The sequence below is a fragment of the Amycolatopsis sp. lyj-108 genome, assembly GCF_046549005.1.
In the GTDB taxonomy this organism is placed as follows: domain Bacteria; phylum Actinomycetota; class Actinomycetes; order Mycobacteriales; family Pseudonocardiaceae; genus Amycolatopsis.
Map to the genome: position 1 here is coordinate 459,873 of NZ_JAJPWQ010000002.1, position 18,043 is coordinate 477,915.

General features: G+C 68.4%; 15 protein-coding genes. 7 read left to right on the top strand and 8 right to left on the bottom strand.

Features of this window, described 5'->3' with window-relative positions; translation table 11 throughout:
• The first annotated feature begins 31 nt into the window (after positions 1-31).
• Genes ACLJO0_RS08460 through ACLJO0_RS08485 form a run of 6 tightly spaced genes read left to right on the top strand, consistent with a single transcriptional unit; the run spans position 32 to position 8,710 of the window.
• On the top strand, positions 32-2,203 hold the full coding sequence (locus ACLJO0_RS08460; RefSeq protein ID WP_410577382.1) for a bi-domain-containing oxidoreductase: 2,172 nt from the start codon (positions 32-34) through the stop codon (positions 2,201-2,203).
• A complete protein-coding gene (locus tag ACLJO0_RS08465; RefSeq protein ID WP_410577383.1) occupies positions 2,203-4,158 on the top strand; it encodes an alginate lyase family protein in 1,956 nt (651 codons plus the stop codon). The genes ACLJO0_RS08460 and ACLJO0_RS08465 overlap by 1 nt, the downstream gene beginning before the upstream one ends.
• Positions 4,155-5,678: a right-handed parallel beta-helix repeat-containing protein gene (locus ACLJO0_RS08470; protein ID WP_410577385.1), complete on the top strand. Its 1,524-nt coding sequence runs from the start codon at positions 4,155-4,157 to the stop codon at positions 5,676-5,678. Before ACLJO0_RS08465 ends, ACLJO0_RS08470 begins: the two co-directional genes overlap by 4 nt.
• A 1-nt stretch (position 5,679) precedes the next feature.
• The gene (locus ACLJO0_RS08475) at positions 5,680-6,900 is read left to right on the top strand and encodes an O-antigen ligase domain-containing protein (protein ID WP_410577386.1); all 1,221 of its coding nucleotides are present in this window, start codon (positions 5,680-5,682) and stop codon (positions 6,898-6,900) included.
• A complete protein-coding gene (locus tag ACLJO0_RS08480; RefSeq protein WP_410577387.1) occupies positions 6,897-8,078 on the top strand; it encodes a glycosyltransferase family 4 protein in 1,182 nt (393 codons plus the stop codon). The genes ACLJO0_RS08475 and ACLJO0_RS08480 overlap by 4 nt, the downstream gene beginning before the upstream one ends.
• Positions 8,075-8,710, top strand: coding sequence for a phosphatase PAP2 family protein (locus tag ACLJO0_RS08485; RefSeq protein WP_410577388.1), 636 nt, complete (start codon positions 8,075-8,077; stop codon positions 8,708-8,710). Before ACLJO0_RS08480 ends, ACLJO0_RS08485 begins: the two co-directional genes overlap by 4 nt.
• Here the strand turns inward: ACLJO0_RS08485 and ACLJO0_RS08490 are convergent.
• Positions 8,694-9,242: a hypothetical protein gene (locus ACLJO0_RS08490; protein ID WP_410577390.1), complete on the bottom strand. Its 549-nt coding sequence runs from the start codon at positions 9,240-9,242 to the stop codon at positions 8,694-8,696. The genes ACLJO0_RS08485 and ACLJO0_RS08490 overlap by 17 nt on opposite strands.
• Positions 9,243-9,377: 135 nt before the next feature.
• On the opposite strand from ACLJO0_RS08490, the gene ACLJO0_RS08495 reads away from it, so the two are divergent.
• Positions 9,378-9,575, top strand: coding sequence for a hypothetical protein (locus ACLJO0_RS08495; RefSeq protein WP_410577392.1), 198 nt, complete (start codon positions 9,378-9,380; stop codon positions 9,573-9,575).
• 204 nt (positions 9,576-9,779) lie between these two features.
• Here ACLJO0_RS08495 and ACLJO0_RS08500 read toward each other — a convergent pair whose 3' ends face one another.
• The 7 genes from ACLJO0_RS08500 to ACLJO0_RS08530 form a co-directional block, all read right to left on the bottom strand.
• Positions 9,780-11,216: a right-handed parallel beta-helix repeat-containing protein gene (locus ACLJO0_RS08500; RefSeq protein ID WP_410577393.1), complete on the bottom strand. Its 1,437-nt coding sequence runs from the start codon at positions 11,214-11,216 to the stop codon at positions 9,780-9,782.
• 56 nt (positions 11,217-11,272) lie between these two features.
• Positions 11,273-12,649, bottom strand: coding sequence for a right-handed parallel beta-helix repeat-containing protein (locus ACLJO0_RS08505; protein WP_410577395.1), 1,377 nt, complete (start codon positions 12,647-12,649; stop codon positions 11,273-11,275).
• A gap of 119 nt (positions 12,650-12,768) precedes the next feature.
• On the bottom strand, positions 12,769-14,085 hold the full coding sequence (locus ACLJO0_RS08510) for a glutamate-1-semialdehyde 2,1-aminomutase (RefSeq protein WP_410577397.1): 1,317 nt from the start codon (positions 14,083-14,085) through the stop codon (positions 12,769-12,771).
• 4 nt (positions 14,086-14,089) lie between these two features.
• Positions 14,090-14,638: a dTDP-4-dehydrorhamnose 3,5-epimerase family protein gene (locus ACLJO0_RS08515; RefSeq protein WP_410577399.1), complete on the bottom strand. Its 549-nt coding sequence runs from the start codon at positions 14,636-14,638 to the stop codon at positions 14,090-14,092.
• Positions 14,635-15,822: a polysaccharide pyruvyl transferase family protein gene (locus tag ACLJO0_RS08520; RefSeq protein WP_410577400.1), complete on the bottom strand. Its 1,188-nt coding sequence runs from the start codon at positions 15,820-15,822 to the stop codon at positions 14,635-14,637. The genes ACLJO0_RS08515 and ACLJO0_RS08520 overlap by 4 nt, the downstream gene beginning before the upstream one ends.
• The gene (locus ACLJO0_RS08525; RefSeq protein WP_410577402.1) at positions 15,819-16,769 is read right to left on the bottom strand and encodes a glycosyltransferase family 2 protein; all 951 of its coding nucleotides are present in this window, start codon (positions 16,767-16,769) and stop codon (positions 15,819-15,821) included. The genes ACLJO0_RS08520 and ACLJO0_RS08525 overlap by 4 nt, the downstream gene beginning before the upstream one ends.
• Positions 16,766-18,040: a hypothetical protein gene (locus ACLJO0_RS08530; RefSeq protein WP_410577404.1), complete on the bottom strand. Its 1,275-nt coding sequence runs from the start codon at positions 18,038-18,040 to the stop codon at positions 16,766-16,768. Before ACLJO0_RS08530 ends, ACLJO0_RS08525 begins: the two co-directional genes overlap by 4 nt.
• Positions 18,041-18,043: the final 3 nt, after the last annotated feature.

The window sequence follows — 18,043 nt, forward strand, 5'->3', positions numbered from 1 at the left end:
ACCACTTGCCTTATCCATCACTAGGAGCGACGTGAAGCAGGTAGTGCAGAACTACAAGAGCGGGGAGCTCGCGCTCCTCGACGTCGAAGTGCCCGCGTGCAAACCGGGGGGTGTGCTGGTCCGCACCGCCTATTCGCTGATCTCCACCGGCACCGAGATGATGAAGGTGTCCGAGGCGAGCCTTTCCCTGGTGGGCAAGGCGAAGGCGCGGCCGGATCAGGTCGCGAAGGTGATGCAGAGCGTCGCGACGAACGGGCTGAGCGCGACCTACCGCAAGGCGATGAACAAACTCGACTCGTACACGCCGCTCGGGTACTCGCTGTGCGGCGTGGTCGAGGAGGTCGGCCCGGGCATCGACGACGTCGCCGTCGGGGATCTCGTGGCGTGCGCCGGAAACGAGCACGCGCTGCACGCGGAACTGAACTGGGTGCCCAAGAACCTCTACTCCAAGGTGCCGGACGGTGTCGACCCGCGGCACGCCGCGTTCGGCACGGTCGGCGCGATCGCGATGCAGGGCGTCCGCCAGGGTGAACCGCAGATCGGCGACATCGCGCTGGTCATCGGCCTCGGCCTGATCGGCCAGCTGGTCGTGCAGCTGCTGGTCGCCTCCGGGGTCCGTGTGGTCGGCGTCGACCCGGATCCGGCGCGGTGCGCGATCGCCGAACAGCTCGGCGCGCTCAAATGCGGCGACCCGGGCTCCGGCGTCGTCGACACCGCGGTCGCGGAGCTCAGCTCCGGGCACGGCGTCGACCAGGTGTACCTCGCCGCGGGCGGCAGCACGAACGAGCCGGTGGAGCTGGCCGCGAAGCTGAGCCGCGACCGCGGCCGGGTGATCGACATCGGCAAGTGCTCGCTGAACCTGCCGTGGAACGCCTACTACGAAAAGGAACTCGACGTCCGGTTCTCCCGCTCGTACGGCCCCGGCCGCTACGACCCGGAATACGAACTAGAGGGCCGCGACTACCCGATCGGCCAGGTCCGCTGGACCGAGCGCCGCAACCTGGAATGCGTCGTCGACCTGATGGGCCGCGGCCGTCTCGACGTCGAGCCGCTGATCTCGCACGTCTCGGATTTCTCCGACGCCGTCGAGACGTACCGGAAACTGAACGAGGGCGAGCTCAAGGCCGTCGCCGTGCTGTTCGAGTACGACAAGCGTCCGGCGGGCCCGGCCGAGCAGGCCGTCACGGCGGTTTCCGTGCCGAAGCCGTCGGCGGTGCGCGCGGCGCCGAAGCCCGGCGGCGTGCGGATCGGGTTCATCGGCGCGGGCAACTACGCGTCTTCCATGCTCCTGCCGCATCTCGCGGAGATGGAGAACGTCGATCTCGCCGAGGTCGTCACCACCTCGGCGCTCTCGGGCGCGAACGCCAAACGCAAGTTCGGTTTCGGCCGTGCCACCACCGATCTCGACACCATGCTCGAAGACTCCTCGATCGACGCCGTGTTCATCGTGACCCGGCACAGCTCGCACGCCGAGCTGACCCGGCGCGCGCTGCTCGCGGGCAAGGCCGTCTTCGTCGAGAAGCCGCTCGCCCTGTCCGAAAAGGAGCTTGAGATCGTGCTCGGCGCGATCGAGGAGTCCGGCAACGACCGGCTGCAGGTCGGCTTCAACCGCCGGTTCGCCCCGCTGCTGAACGAGTCGGTGCTCCACTTCGGACCGCGGATCGGCCCGGCTTCCGTGCGGTACCTGGTCAACGCCGGGCAGCTCGACGCGAACAGCTGGTACAACCAGGCCGACAGCGAGGGCTCGCGGTTCGCCGGCGAGGGCGGGCACTTCATCGACACGGTCAGCTGGCTGCTCGGCGCCGACCCGGTCTCCGTGTACGCCACCGCGACGCCCGGCCACCAGGACCTGCAGATCCTGCTGCGCTACCCGGACGGCTCGACCGCGTCGATCGCGTACACCACGAGCGGTGCGGCGTCGTTCCCCAAGGAGACGATCGACGTCACCACCGACGGCAAGGTGCTGAAGTTCGACGACTTCGCGCGCGCGTCGGTGTTCGGCCGCAAGAAGTGGGCCAGCTCGCGGATCCCCAAGGGCCGCGACAAGGGCCAGGCCGCCGAACTCGAAGCGTTCGTCAACGCGCTGACCACCGGCGTCGCGATGCCGGTGTCCGTCGACTCGCTCGTCGCGACGACGTTGGCCACGCTCGCGGTCAACCGCAGCCTGGAGACCGGGGCACCGGTGCGGATCGGACTCGGCTGATGGATCCCTCCTGGTACCTGCGGAGACTGTCGCGGATGGGGCCCGCCGAGATCGCGGGCCGCGTCACCGACGTCGTGCGCAAACGCCAGTGGCGCGGTGTCGCGAGCGAGCAGGCGACGTGGCTGCCGGACCGGCGATTCGCTTCGGTGCCCGGCGACGAGGTCCTCGCCGCCGTCTCCGGTGAGGCGGTGAAGGATCTGCTCGTCAAGGCGGACAGGCTGATGGACGGGCGCGCCGAGTACTTCGGCGTCGAGCGGGACGACCTCGTCGACCCGGACTGGTCGTACGACCCGAAGACCGGTCGCCGCGCACCGTCCGATGTGTACTCCTTCGACATCCAGTATCGGAGCGAGGACGCGGTCGGCGACATCAAGCAGATCTGGGAGCCGTCGCGGCACCAGCACCTCACCGTGCTGGCCGCGGCGTATGCCCTGACCGGCGAGGATCGGTACGCCGAACGCGTGGCCGCGCACCTGAAGTCCTGGTGGGCGGCCAACCCGCCGATGCGCGGGGTGCACTGGGTCAGCGGCATCGAACTCGGCATCCGGCTGCTGTCGTGGGTGTGGGTCCGGCGGCTGCTCGACGGCTGGGCACAGGCGCCGGCGCTGTTCGACGACAACCCGGTGGCGCTCAACCAGATCTGGCACCACCAGCGCTGGCTGGCCGCGTTCCCGAGCCGCGGATCGTCGGCGAACAACCACGTGATCGCCGAGGACGCCGGACAGCTCGCCGCCGCCTGCGCGTTCGCCTGGTTCCCCGAATCCGCCCAGTGGCGGGACACGGCGCTGGCCTCGCTGGACAAGATGTTGCGGCACAACACCTTCGAGTCCGGTCTCAACCGCGAGCTCGCCACCGAGTACCACGGGCTCGTCCTGGAGCTGGGGCTCGCCGGGGCGCTGGAGGCGAAGGCCGCCGGTGTCGCGGTTCCGGAGTCGACCTGGCTCGTGCTGCTGCGGATGACCGACGCCCTGGCGTCCATAGTGGACAATCGACTGCGGCCGCCACGGCAGGGTGACGCCGACGACGGCTTCGGGCTGATCGTCGACGGCGACGAGACGAGCCGCTGGGCATCGCTCATCGACACCGGATCTGTCCTTTTCGGACGGTTGGACTGGTGGCCGGAGACGCCGGGTGGCGACGTCCGCACGCCGCTCTTCTCCGCGCTGGCCAAGGACATCCCGGTCCGTTCGCGGCGTCCGGTGCGGCGGCGGGACGACTTCGCCGACGCCGGGATGACCATCCTGCGCGACGGAAGGATCTGGTGCCGCTGCGACGGCGGGCCGCACGGCTTCCTGTCCATCGCCGCGCACGCGCACGCGGACGCGCTTTCGGTGGAGGTCCGGCACGACGGCGTCGACATCCTCGCCGACCCCGGAACCTACTGCTACCACGGCGAACCGAAGTGGCGGTCGTACTTCCGGTCCACGGCGGGGCACAACACGCTCGAACTCTCCCGCGCCGACCAGTCCGTCTCCGGCGGGCCGTTCCTGTGGACGAAACACGCCGTCACCACCGTGATCGCGGCGGGAACGCCGTCGCGCTGGAGCGCGGAACACGACGGCTACGCGCCGTCCGTCCACCGGCGTTCGGTGGAGCTGGAAGGTATGGACGGCACAGTGCTCAGGATCCTCGACGAGGTTCGCGGTGGCGAGGCACAGCACTGCCGTCTTGCTTTTCACCTCGGCCCGCTGGTCGAGGTCTCGCTTTCCGGCGGGACGGCGACGCTGTCCTGGACGGTCGACGGCGAGGCCCGGACGGCTTCGTTCGAGCTGCCGCCGGAACTGGACTGGTCGGCGCATCGCGGCGAGACCACCCCGCCGATGGGCTGGTACTCGGCAGGGTTCGGCCGTCGCGAGCCGTCATGGACCCTGCTGGGCAGCGGAACCGTCGCCGACGGAGCCACGTTCACCAGCGTGCTCACCTTCGAACCAGGTAACGAGGATCCCCCATTGTGATCGCACGACCGCATCGCCTCCGCCGGGCAGCGCTTCTGGTGCTGCTCGGTTCGCTGACGTTCACCGCCTGCACCACCCCTGCCGACGAGCCTGGACCGGATCCGGCCCAGCTGCCGTCCGGTGCGGTCGCGAAGGTGTGCGACAAGCTGCCGGAGGGTCCGGCGGAAGCGCCGGCAGGGGCGGTGAAGATCGACCCGGCGGTGGCGGGCGACCTCGCGGCGAAGACGCGGTCGAGTCCGGCCGGGACGACGTTCTGGCTGGCACCGGGGACGCACAAGCTCGGCGACGACCGCTACGACCAGGTCAATCCGAAGCCGGGGAACGTCTACGTGGGTGGTCCGAAGGCCGTCCTCGACGGCCGGAAGATCAACCAGTACGCCTTCGCGGGTGACGCCGCCGACGTCAAGATCCAGTACCTGACCGTGCAGGGCTTCGCCGCGCCGCACGACGAAGGCGTGGTCAACCACGATTCGGCCGACGGATGGGTCATCGAGCACAGCGCCGTCCAGGACAACGACGGCGCGGCGCTGATGGCGGGCGCGCGGCAGCAGGTCCGGGGCAACTGCCTGCGGCGCAACGGGCAGTACGGGATGAACGCCTACGCGCAGGACAGCGGCATCACCGGTCTCGTCGTCGAGGGCAACGAGATCACCGGCAACAACACCGGCGACTGGGAAAGCAAGATCGACGGCTGCGGCTGCTCCGGCGGGATCAAGTTCTGGGAGGTCGACGGCGCCGACATCGTCGGCAACTGGGTGCACGACAACCGCGGCGTCGGGCTGTGGGCCGACACGAACAACAACGACTTCCGCATCGCGGGCAACGTCATCGAGAACAACGACGGCGCCGCGCTGATGTACGAGACCAGCTACAACGCCGTGATCAGCGGAAACACCATCCGCCGCAACAACTGGGTGGACGGCAAGCGCTACATCGACCGCGGCGACAGCTTCCCGGTGGCGTCGATCTACGTGTCCGAATCCGGCGGCGAACCGAGGGTGAAGGCGCGCACGGACAAACTGGAGATCTCCGGGAACACGTTCGAGAACAACTGGAACGGCGTCACCCTGTGGGAGAACTCCGACCGGTTCTGCAACAGCCCGGCCAACACGTCGTCCGGCTCCTGCACGCGGCTGGTGCCCGAGCAGGCGAAATGCGCGCAGCCCGGGATCGCGGGCGGGCCGCTGAACGCCGACTGCCGCTGGAAGACCCAGCGCGTCGAGATCCACCACAACCGGTTCGTGCTCGACCCGGCCGTCGCCGGCTGCGAGGAGAGCTGCGCGCGGATGGCGATGCTCGCGAACTTCGGCACGTTCCCGGACTGGTCGCCGTACAAGGGCGAGGTCGTCCAGCACGCGATCACCTTCGCCCAGGGCAACCGGCTCTACGACAACACCTACTCCGGGCCGTGGAACTTCGTGGCGTTCGAGCCGAGCCGGGTGCTGGGCTTCGGCGAATGGCAGGGCGCGCCCTACAAGCAGGACCAGGGCAGCAAACTCACCCGTGCGGGAGGTGGCTGACATGCTCGAATCCGCGGTCCGGGCCGAACCGTCGATCCGCACGGGGATGCCCAAGGCGGTCGGCGTCGCCTGGACACTGCTGATCATCAACACCCTGGGCTCCACAGGGGCGAAGACGCTCCTCCCGTTGCCGCGATCGGTCAGCCAGCTGATCACCATGGGCGCGCTGGGCGCCGCGTTCGTGATCGCGCTCGCCCTGAACGCCCGGCTGCGGATCAGGCCGAGCGCGTATCTCTTCCTGCTCACCCTGCTGCTGGTGCTGAGCGTGGTCTCCAGCCTCACCCTGGAAGGTGGATTCGGCGCGCTGTTCCGCTGCTTCCGGTTCGCCCTCTTCCTGAGCACCCTGTGGCTGCTGACCCGCTGGTGGAACGGCGGTCTCGACCTCGTCCGCACGCATATCCGCGCCTACGCCGTGGTGCTGGTGACGGTGGTGATCGGGTTCGCCCTGAGCCCTGGCAACGCGATGCCGTTCGAGTACGGCGGACGGCTCACCGGAACGCTGTGGCCGCTGACCCCGCCGCAGGTCGGCCAGTACGCGGCCATCGTCATCGGGCTCACGGTGCTGTTGTGGCTCGGGGGGAAACTGGAGCGGAAGCACGCGCTGGTCGTCATCGTCCCGGCGTTCGGGATCCTGCTGCTGACCCACACCCGCACCGCGATGCTCGGCCTGGTGGCCGGGACCGTGGTGGCGCTGATGTCGCAGTGGATGTCCAGCGCCCGCGCCCGCAAGGTGTTCACCTGGCTCGTGTTCGGCGGCCTGTTCGCGGTGGTGGCCTTGGGCGGGTTGCTGCAGGCCTGGTTCCTGCGTGGCCAGTCCGAGGAGAACTTCTCCAGCCTCACCGGCCGCGCGAAGGTGTGGGACGCGCTGCTCGACGCGCCGCGCACGACACTCGAGTACCTGTTCGGCGTCGGGCTGACCGACAAGTCCTTCGACGGACTCCCGATCGACAGCAGCTGGTTCGCCGTCTACCACGAGCAGGGCTACGTCGGGATCGCGATCGTGGCCGCGTTCATGCTCGTGCTGGTCGTGGTCGCCGTGCTGCGGCCACCGTCCCCCGCCAGGGCGTGCGCGATCTTCCTGATCACGTACTGTCTTTCCGCCTCCTACACCGAGGCGGGCCTCGGCGACGCGTCGCCGTACCTGCTGCACCTGGCCCTGGCCGCGTCGCTGCTGGTGCGTGCGCCCGCCGAAGAACCCGATTTCGTCAAGGAGACGGCGTGAAGGTCCTCGTCATCCACAATCGGTACAGATCCGAGCAGCCGAGCGGTGAGAACACCGTCGTCGACCAGGAGACCGCGTTGCTGGCCGAAGCCGGGCACGAGGTCGGCCTGTTCGAGCGGCGCAGCGACGACATCGCGGAGATGTCGCTGCCGCGCAAGGCCGTCGTCCCGCTGCAGGTGCCGTGGAACCGGGCCGTGCGCGCGGAACTGGCGCGGCGCCTCGCCGACGACCGGCCGGACGTCGTCCACATCCACAACACGTTCCCGCTGCTTTCGCCGTCGGTGCTGGCCGCCTGCACCGAGGCGGGGGTCCCGACGGTCGCGACCGTGCACAACTACACGCTGATCTGCCCTCCCGGCACGCTGTACCGCGAGGGCTACATCTGCACCGATTGCGTGGGCCGCAAGCCGATTCCGGCGGTACGGCACGGGTGCTACCGCGGTTCCCCGCTGGCCACCGTGCCGATGGCGGCGAGCATGATGCTGAACCGCAATCGCTGGTGGTCCGGTGTCACGCGGTTCTTCTGCATCTCAAAGGCGCAGCGCGAGATCCTGATCGCCGCCGGGATGCCGGCCGAGCGGCTCGCGGTGAAGTACAACTACGTCACCGATCCGGGCAAGACACGCAAGGGCGCGGGGGAGCACCTGCTGTTCCTCGGCCGGATCACCGAGGAAAAGGGCATCGGCCTGCTGATGAAGGCGTGGGACCAGCTCGCCGCCGCCGGTGGTTCGCTGCCGCCGCTGGTGATCGCCGGAACCGGCCCGATGCAGGACGAGGTCGCGCGCTGGGCACACGGCCGCGACGACGTCCGCTACCTCGGGCTTCAGTCCAAAGAGGAGTGTCGAGACCTGATCGTCCGCTCGAACGCCGTCGTCGCCCCGTCGGAATGGCTGGAGGCGTTCGGCCTGGTCGTGGTCGAGGCGATGGCCGCCGGCGTCCCGACGGTCGCCGCGGCCCACGGCGCCTTCCGCGAGCTGGTGGAGGAGGGTGTCACCGGCCTGCTGCACGAACCCGGGGACGCCGCATCGCTCGCGGCGCGGCTGCGCGAGATCGTCGGCGACGCCGAACGGAACCAGGAAATGGGCTGGGCCGCACGGCTGGTGTACGAACAGGAGTTCACCCCGAAGATCGGCCTCGAACGGCTCATCGGCGGCTACCAGGCGGCGATCGACGCGTGATCACCGGTCCGCCCGCGCTCCCGCCGCGGGCGCGGATCCCGCTCTGGGCACTGGGCGCCTTCGGTTTCGTCGTCGCCCTCGTCCTCGGCCTCCGCTACGCCGGGACTTCCCACACCGCCGGCCTCGACGCCCTGGTGCTGCCGGTGGTCGACCGGGTCCAAGGCCCGCTCTGGTACCTGGCGACCGTCATCGACTTCGCAGGCGAACCGGTGGGCGCGATCGTGGTGATCGCGCTGTTCGGCTGGGTGTGCGTGCGGCACCGGCGGCCGCGGACGGCGATCCTGCTGGTGGTCGCCTCCGGGGTGACAGTGGGGCTGACCACCGCCCTGAAACCCCTGACCGGCAGGCTGATCCACGGCGAGTTCCTCTCCTATCCCAGCGGGCACACGGCCTTCGCGGTCACCGTCGCGACCGTCGTCGCGCTGCTGGTGATCGATGTGCGGAACCTCGGCGCCGTTGGCGGGACCTGGGTGCTGGTGGGGTTGGTGGCGTTCTCGGGGCTCGCGATGGGGTGGGCGGAGGTGGCGCTGGGGGCGCACTATCCGACGGACACTTTCGGGGGTTTCGGGGTGGCTGTCGCGGTGGTGCCGGTGGTGGCGTGGGCGGTGGACCGGCTCACGCGCCGGGTTTGACGTCCGGCCGTGGCCGGGCTTGTGCCGTCCGGAACGCGGCGTGAAGCTCACGCTCGACCTCGTCCGGCTCGGTGCGCAGCCGGGACGGCAGCGTCTGCAACACGACGATCCCGGCGGCGACGTATCTCGCGTTGCGCGCGACGGTGGCGCGATGGTCTTCGAGGTTCGCGTGGTGGCGATAGGAATCGATCTCCCAGGCGAAGGCGACCTCGTCGCACCAGAAGTCCGGGGTGGCGATGTAGTTCCCGTTCACGTCGAAGATCGGGACGTTCCAGTGGCCAGGCGGGAGACCGGATCTTCGCCAGAGGCGCCACGCGTCGGCCTCGGCGACGGATCTTGCCCCGGCCAAGAGCGGCACGAGGGCCTTCCTGGGCAGGGCCGTTCCGCTTCGGCCTGCTTGATCGAGCTCGCGGGTGAGCAGGTCGGTGGTGCAGAACCGGCGTTGGACGGACTCGGCCATCATCGCCTGGATCTCGTCTTCGTCGGTGAGCCTTCGGGCGGCGTCGATGACGGCCCGGGGGACGGGAGCCACGGGGAGGCCTCCACGGAGGTGAGGGCGAGGCAGGTGCCTTGTCCTTTCGACGTGCACGAACCCCGTCGAGACCGTCCGGCGATCGTGAGGGATCAGGATGTGCACATCGTTTGGTGAGGGCAAACGCTCCAAACCATGGCGGCGGAGAGCCCAGAGCCCGGTCAGAGTCGCGCCTTCGCGTCCAAGGAGCAGAGCTCCGTGCAGCCGCTGCTCGTCGGTGGGTTCTCCACTGTGGAGCAGCACTATTCCGGGCAACAACCGCTGCCAGGGGCCGCCAGGAGCGCATCGGCGGGTAATGGTCCGGTTCGGCACACCGGCGGCTTCGAGCTCTGACGCTCGAAGTACCAGCGGGCCGTCGGTCAGCAGGGGACTGCTCGTCCAGGTTCCTCGGTGCATTTGATCACCATGACCGCGACCACCGACAAGATTGCTCGCTAATAGGCATGAGCGGACCTGTCACGCCGAAAATCGGCCGAGTGGGGAAGATTCAGGACGTTGAGTGTCTCAAATCTTCCCCACTCGGCCGCCCCGAGAACCTCAGCACCCACCATCCCCAAAGGAACTACAAGCATCCTGCGAGTAAGGAGCCCCCTGCCACCCCGAAACCCCCACGGTCCGCGAAGTGTCCTGAACGACGAACCGCCACCCACCGGAATAGGCGTTGTCGTACCACCGATTCCCCTGCCGGAAGGTCACCGCGTCCGAAACCGACGTTCCCCGATAGGGCGACCAGTCCGGATAGGTCCCGTAGTTAGCCAGCAGCGCCATCCGCCCGCAAAACCCCGAGCACTCGGCCCCGTGGGAGAACTTGTTGCCGTGGATGGAAACGCGCTGCGTCTTCCACCGGCAATCGTCGTACAACGGCGGCGAAGAGATCCCCGGGGCAGCGCAGGAAGAGACCGAAGGGACGAGAAGTGTGCACGAGCCGGAGGACGTGTTCGCCGGGCTGTTGCAGAAGCGGTCCGCGTTCTCCCACAGGGTGATTCCGGCCCAGTTGTCCTCGAAGACGTTGTCGACGATCTCCACCGAAGAGGTCCGGGCGCGAACGCGTGGTTCTCCGCCGGATTCGGAAATGTAGACCGTCCCGACCGGGAAGTTGTCGCCCCGCGCGGCGAAAGCGCGTCCCTGCACGAGGGTGTTGCGCCGGAAGGTGTTCCCGCGGACCACGACGTTGTAGGAGATCTCGTAGAACAACGCCTCCGCCTCGTTGTCCTCGATCAGGTTGTCCTCGATGAGGAAGTCGTTGTTGTTCGTGTCCGCCCACAGGCCGGCGCCGTGGTTGTGGTGGACCCAGTTGCCGCGGATGTCGGCGCCGTTCACGGCCCAGAATTTCGCGCCGCCGGTGCAGCCGCAGCCGGGTTCCTTCGTCTCCCAGTCGTCGGTGTTGTTGCCGGTGATCTCGTTGCCCTCGACGAGCAGTCCGGTGATCCCGTCGCCCGCCCGGTAGGCGTTGATGCCGTACTGCCCGTTGTTCCGCAGGCAGTTCCGCAGCACCTTCTGACCCGGTCCCGCCATCATCGCGGCGCCCCGGTTGTCCTCGATGGTGTTGCCTTCGATGGTCCAGCGTTCACCGGAGTCGTGGTTGACCACGCCCTGATCCCGCGGCGCCGCGAAACCGCGGATCGTGAGGCCCCGGATGACGACGTTGCGCGCCTGCTGGGTGAACGCGTAGCGGTTGACGCCGCCGCCGTCCAGGACGGCGCCGGGGGCGCCGAGGTAGGCGTTGCCGTCCTTCGGGATGATCTGGCCGAATTCGTCCGGGCCCAGGGTGTGCTTGCCTTCGGTGAGCCAGAACGTCGTGCCGGACGGGAGTTCGCGCGTTTTCGCGGAAAGATCGGTTCCCGGGGAGACGACCACGGCGTCGGACGGCTTTCCCGGGCTCACCGGTCCCGCGGCGCAGGCCGCGACAGGAGCCGCCGGAGCCGGGACGACTCCTGTCGCGATCAGCATCAGAACAACCAGGAACGCGGGCATAAAGGCAACGGTAGGCCAGTATGGACCGTCCCAGATGGACACTTACAGGTGAAACTTCAGCAGGTCGGCGCCTCTCCGAAACCACTGCAAACGTCCTGCCGGTACGGCTCGGCCTGCCATTGCGCCGCGGTCAGCTTCCGTGACGTGTCGTGGGTGACGAACGCCCACGGCCCGTAGTACTGGTTGTCGTACCACCGGTTGTCCTGCCGGAAGGTGATCGCCTCCGAAACCACGGCACCACGGTACGGCGACCAGGCCGGGAAGGTCCCGTAGTTCGAGAGCACCGCCATCCGCCCGCAGAGGCCGAGGCAGCCTTCCATCGACGAATCGAACTCGAACGTGTTCTCGTGCACCGAAACGCGCTGGGTCTTCCAACGACAGTCGCCGTACAGCGGTTCGGTCTTGATGCCCGGATCGGAGCAGGCGGACGTCGGTGACACCAAAGCGGTACAGGACAGTGTCGACGTGTTGGCCGGGCTGTTGCAGAAACGGTCGGCGTTCTCCCACAGCGTGATCCCCGACCAGTTGTCGGAGAACATGTTGCCCCGGATGTCGATCCTGCTGGTCCGGGCGGGCAGTCTCGGCTCGCCGCCGGATTCGCTGAGGTACACCGCCGCGACCGGGAAGTTGTCGCCCTTCGCGGCCCGGTTCCGGCCTTGCACCAACGCGTTCCGGTTGAAGGTGTTCCCGACCAGCTCCAGGTTGTAGGAGATCTCGTAGAACAGCCCCTCGGACGCGTTGTCCTCGATCAGGTTGTCCTGGATGAGGAAGTCGTTGTTGTTCGTGTCGGCCCAGAGCCCGACACCGTGGTTGTGGTGGACCCAGTTGCCGACGATGTCGGCCCCGTTCACGGCCCAGAACTTCGCGCCGCCGCTGCAACCGCAGCCCGGGATCCTGGTCTCCCAATCGCCGGTGTTGTTCCCGGTGATCTCGTTGCCCTCGATCACCAGATCGGCGAGCCCGCTGCCGAAACGGTAGGCGTTGATGCCGTACTGGCCGTTGTTCCGCAGGCAGTTCCCGATCACCCGCTGGCCGGTGCCCGCCATCATCCCGGCGCCGTCGTTGTCCTCGATGACGTTACCCTCGATGGTCCAGCGTTCGCCGGAGTCGTGGTTGACCACGCCCTGGTCCCGTTCGGCGACGAAACCGCGGATGGTCAGCCCGCGGATCACCACGTCCTTGGCCGGCGTGGTGAAGGCCGCGCGGTTGATCCCGCGTCCGTCGAGTACGGCGCCGGGCGCGCCGAGGTAGACGTTGCCGTCCTTGGGCATCACCTGGCCGAACTGGTCGGAACTCAGCGTATGCGTGCCCGGAGCCAGCCAGAACGTGCTCCCCGGCTGGCTGAACCGGGTCTTGTCGGTGAGATCGGTGCCCGGTTCGACGATCTGGGCGCCTTCCGGGGCGGACGGGACGCCGACGGTCGTGCCGCACACACCTCGAGCCGGCTCGTCGGTTGCCTCCGCTGTGGATTCAACGGCGACCTGGAGCAGTAACACCGACAGCGCCACGCAAAGCGTGCGCGAGCCGGCCGAACGATCTGCGATCCTTGAGCTCATACCCTTCTCCGAAAAACCGGCTTCACCGGACGGCCACCCAGCCACGGCGCCGGATCATCCGCGTCGAGCGCCTTGCGGTACACGAGGCACGCCTGCGAGACCACTTCGACCGTCCGGTCGATGTCTTCTTCGGACAACGCGCTGCTGACCACGAACGACGGTCCGAGGACCCCGCCGGTGACCAGTTGCCGCAGGAACAACGTTCGGTAGTCCTGCGACGGTTTCTTCTCGGCGTCGAGCGTGCCGAAGACGAGGTTGCTCGCCCGGCCGCGCACGACGACGTGTTCCCCGACCCCCGCCGAGGCCGCGACTTCGCGGACCCCGGCGGCGAGCCGCTCGCCGAGCGCGTGCAACCGCGCGGCGATGCCTTCTTCGGTGTAGGTCTCCATGACGGCGATGGCGGCGGCCAGCGAATGCGTTTCGGCGCCGTGCGTGGTGGACAGCAGGAAGACGCGCTCCTTGGCGGTGCGCAGTCCGCCGAGTTCCATCAGTTCGCGTTTGCCCGCGAGCGCCGAGACGGCGAACCCGTTGCCGAGTGCTTTGCCGAACGTCGAGAGGTCCGGCGTGACACCGTAGAGACCTTGTGCTCCCGCCTCCGACCAGCGGAAACCGGTGATCATCTCGTCGAAGATCAGGACGCAGCCGTACCGGTCGGCGAGTTCCCGCAGGCCGACGAGGTACCCGGCGGGCGGTTCGAGCTGGGTGGACGCCTCCAGGATGAGGCAGGCGACCTGGCCCGCGTTCTCCCGCAGCAGCCGTTCGGTCGCCGGGAGGTCGCCGTAGGGGAACGACACGGTCAGATCGGTGATCCCGGCCGGGATGCCCGACGACATCGGTGTGGTGCCGATGAACCAGTCGTCGATGGAGAAGAACGCGTGGTCGCGGCAGATCGCCACCAGCGGCCTGCCGGTGGCCGCCCTGGCGAGTCTGACCGCGGCCGTGGTGGCGTCCGAGCCGTTCTTCGCGAACTTGACCATCTCAGCGCCTGCGACGGTTTCGAGGAACTTCGTCGCCGCGCGTTCCTCCACAATGGACGGACGGGCGAAGTTGGCGCCCCGGTCGATCTCGCGGTGGGCCGCTTCGCTGACCCGGGGGTGCACGTGCCCGAGGCTGACCGCACGCAGCCCCGAGCCGTACTCGATGTATTCGTTCCCGTCGACGTCCCAGACGTGCGCGCCGAGCCCGTGCGAAATGACCGGTGCCAGGTTCTCCGGGTACTGGTCGTCCCCCTTGGCGTAGGTGTGCGCGCCGCCGGGGATCATCGCGTGGAGGCGTTCGTTGGCCCGCATGGATCGGGGAAGACGACGGGTCATGATCTCACCTCGTGTTCTGTAGTGCCTCGGAAAGAGAGAGCGCGGACCGGTCCCGCTCCGACATCAGTGCCACCGGAAGCGGCCACGGGATCGCCAGTTCCGGGTCGTCGTGGGCGATCGCGACGTCCTCGGCCGGGTCGTGCGCGCGGTCGATCCGGTAGGAGACGTCGGCGTACTCGGTGAGCGCCTGGAACCCGTGCGCGCACCCCGCCGGGATGTACAGCGAGACCTGGGTCTCCCCGGACAGTTCGAACGTCTCCTTGCCGAGGTACGTCGGCGAATCCGGCCTCAGGTCGACGACGACGTCGAAGACGGCGCCCCACGAGCACCGGACCAGCTTCGCCTCGCCGAGACCCGAGCGCAGGTGCATCCCGCGCAGCACTCCCTTGCGGGACCGCGAAACGCTGTCCTGGAGGAACCCGTTCGGGTCGATCCCTGCCGACCGGACGACGTCGGCGTCGAACGTGCGGCTGAAGAAGCCGCGTTCGTCGGCGTGCGGGGTCGGCTCGAACAGGTACGCGCCCGCGATGGCGGGCACCGGGATCGCTTTCATCGGACTCCCATCGGCAGGAGGGCGGCCGACAGTTCGGCGAACTGCTCGTCCAGCAGCCGTGTCTGCTCCGCGCCTCGTTTCGCGACGATCTCGGTCAGTTCGCCCGCCCGCGATTCGAGTTCGGCGAACTGGCGGACCAGCGCGTCGAAGTCGATCTCCTTGGCGGACTGGCAGAACTCCCCGAGCCCCATCGTGGTCATGAGGACGTCGTTCTTGCGGGCGTACCCGACGGACAACGTCGGTTTCGCCAGCTTCAGCGCGCACAGGACGTTGTGGTACCGGGTGGCGACGACGATCTCGACCGCCGACATCGCCCGCTGCACATCGTCCAAAGTGGACGTTTGGGCGGCGGTGATCAGCGGGGATTCCAGTTCCCGCATGATCTCGTCGACGACCTGCGTGTCGGCCCGGTCGCCGATGAACAACCGCACGGGCCTGCCGTCGGCGATCAACCTGGCGACGAACCGGGTCATCTTGTCCACATAGGACTCGTAGATCTCGTCGGCACGGGCCCTGTCGTCGTTCCCGCCGTGATAGGCCATCACGCCGACCCCGACGGAGCGGGGCAGCACCGGGTCCGTCCGCGCGGAGAGAGCGAAGGCGAGATCGGGGTAGACGCGGTCGTTCGCGACGTCGACGCCCATCGTGCGCATCGCGTCCCGTGACGGTTCGTCCCGGTAGGACCGGAACGTCGCCAGCCGCGCGGCCCGGCCGATGATCGACCGGGTGACCCGGTGGCCGCTCACGTTGGCGCCGACGCTCACCAGCGCGACCTTGGTGCCGACCAGCCGCCCGGACGCCGACAGCAGCAGCAAGGCGTACGGGAAACCCCAAGGGCGCAAGGGAAGCGTGGATTCGAGGACACCCATCCCAGGCACGATCACCAGGTCCTGGCGCCGCACCCACGCGGCCGTGCGGAAGATGTCGACGAGCTTGCCGAAGCCCTTCATGGCGATGGACACCGGTCCCGAAACCGTCCGGTACTCGCCCTGGTACCAGTTCAACGCGGTCGTCTCGAGGTCGTAGCGCGACGCGACGATTTCCGGACCGCCGCACATCACGCTGAGCGCGGCGTCCGGATGCTCCGTCCGCAAATACCCGAGAACCGCCTCGAAGGAACCGTCGTTGCCGAGGTTCCCTGAACCGAGGAGCCCGAACAGCCCGATTCTCACGGGCGGGCTCAAGGGACTCGTCCCTCCTGGCCTGCGACGACCGAGGCCACGGACACCTCGCGCGGACCGAGTTCGGCCTCGGCCTGCACCGGCATCCGGCCCATGGCCGGGTTCCCCGCCCGGTTCAGCATCCATTGCCGCAGGTAGCGGAAGCATTCGCGCTTCTCCGCGCCGGAGATCGGCGCGTTGCGGATGGCGTTGACGTAGCCGAGGACGTACTCGCCGAGCAGCCGGATCATCGGGTGACGCAGTTTGTCGGCGCGCTTCGGGTCCAGGTTGGTGGCGCGCTTGCGCACGGTCGGGTACTCGTGTTCGGAGCGGCCCGGGTGGTCGCGGCGGAAGTACAGCCAGTCCGGCACCTGGTGGAACGGGCCGTGCAGCGCCAGTTCCGAGATGATCGTGCGGTCCGCGTGGTGGTAGCTGTCCAGCGGTGCGACGCGGCGCAGCACCTCGGTGCGGATGACCGCGCCGTCGTCGTCCCCGCCTGGCGCGAACAGCGTGCTGCGGAAGCGTTCCGCGGCGTGCGGCGAAACCGTGTTGAGCGGGTACTCCAGCGCCTGCGTGACGACGGCCTTCTCGTCGATCATCGCCGTCCACGAATGCGAGAGCACGAACTCGGGGTGCTCGTCGAGCGCCTCGACACAGCGTTCCAGCAGGTCACGCGCGTAGAGGTCGTCGTCGGACGCCCATTTGAACAGCTCGCCGCGGGCGACGTCGACACAGTAGTTGTGGTTGGGCGCGCAGCCGATGTTCACCGGTTGGCGCACATACCGGACGCGGGAATCCAGCTTCGCGTACTCGCGGCTGATCTCTTCGGTGCGGTCCGTGGACGCGTTGTCCGAGACGATCAGCTCGAAGTCCTCGTAGCTTTGGCCGAGGAGTGCGTCCAGCGATTCGGCGAGGTAGTCCTCGCCGTTGTAGACCGGGAGCCCGATGCTCAGCCGAGGAGCGGTGCTCATGACGTCCTCATCTCTTCCTTCTCCGAAGTCAGGTGTTCCTTGAGAGCGGCGCGCAGCTGGAGCCACCACACCGCCGATCCGCTGGTGATCGCCAACGCGACCCCCCAAGCGGATCCGGACGCCCCGGCCAAGAAGGCGCCAATGAGCCCTAAACCGACATAGCCGGCGGAGTTGATCAGCTGGGCGCGAAGGCTCCGTTTCGCAGCGCCGAGCGCACGCAGTCCGGCGGCCGCCCCGGTGTTGAATCCGGCCGCGGCGATACCGATGGTCACCGGGAGGATCAGTTCCGAAGCGGGATCCCAGACGTCGCCGAGCACGAACCGGCCGGCGTCGCCGGGTACCAGAAGCAGGGCGAGACCCCAGATCAGGGCCGCGACCGCCTGGCCCGCGCCCAGAACGGCGCAGAAGCGGCGAAGGCGATGCGGGGCCCGTTGGAGCACCCGCGCGCTTTCGGCCACCGTGACCAGGGAAAGTCCCATCAGAAGGGCGAAGAACGGGCCGAGCAGCAGTTCGGCGCCGCGTACCGCGCCGACGCTCGCCAGCCCGGCGATCGCGCCGAGCCCGTACATCCGCAGTTGCGTCGAACCGGCGTTGCTGACGTTCTCGACCACGTACCGGGCGCCGAGGTCGCGGTGCCGCTTGAGCCATTCGAGCGTGCCGCGCGGATCCGGCCGGACCCCGGACTGCAAGCAGCCGTATCCGGCGGCGACCGCCCCGGACAGGCCCCACGCCAGGACGAACGCGACGACCGTGTCGAACCATTGGTGCGCGATGAACAGCGCCGGGATCAGGGCGATGCCCCAGACGACGTCGTTGACGAACGCCTTCTTCCCGTGGCCCGCCGCGAAGAACGTGAACCGCCAGGCGTCCTGAAGCAGCAAGGTGGGGATGACGATCCCGAGCGCGACGAACGCCCCGCCGATGGGGCCACCCACCACGAGACCGGCGACCACGCTGATCGCACCGGCGACGACACCGGCGGAGAGCGCCGTGCCGGTCGCCCTGGCGGTCGCCGTCCGCCAGATCTCGGTGGGTACCCCGGAGAACCGCACCATCAGCGGATCCGTCGTCAGCCCGCGCGAAAGGTTGAGCACCACGCCGTAGCTGACCCAAGCGAGGCTGAACATGCCGAAGGCGAACGTGCCGAGTGAGCGCGCCACGAACAGCCCGACCACGAAGTTGGTGATACTGGAAACGGCCTGGTCGCCGAGGCCCCAGCTGAGCCGTCCGGCCATCGCCCGGATGGCCGGTGAACGCAGAAGTGATCGCATGGG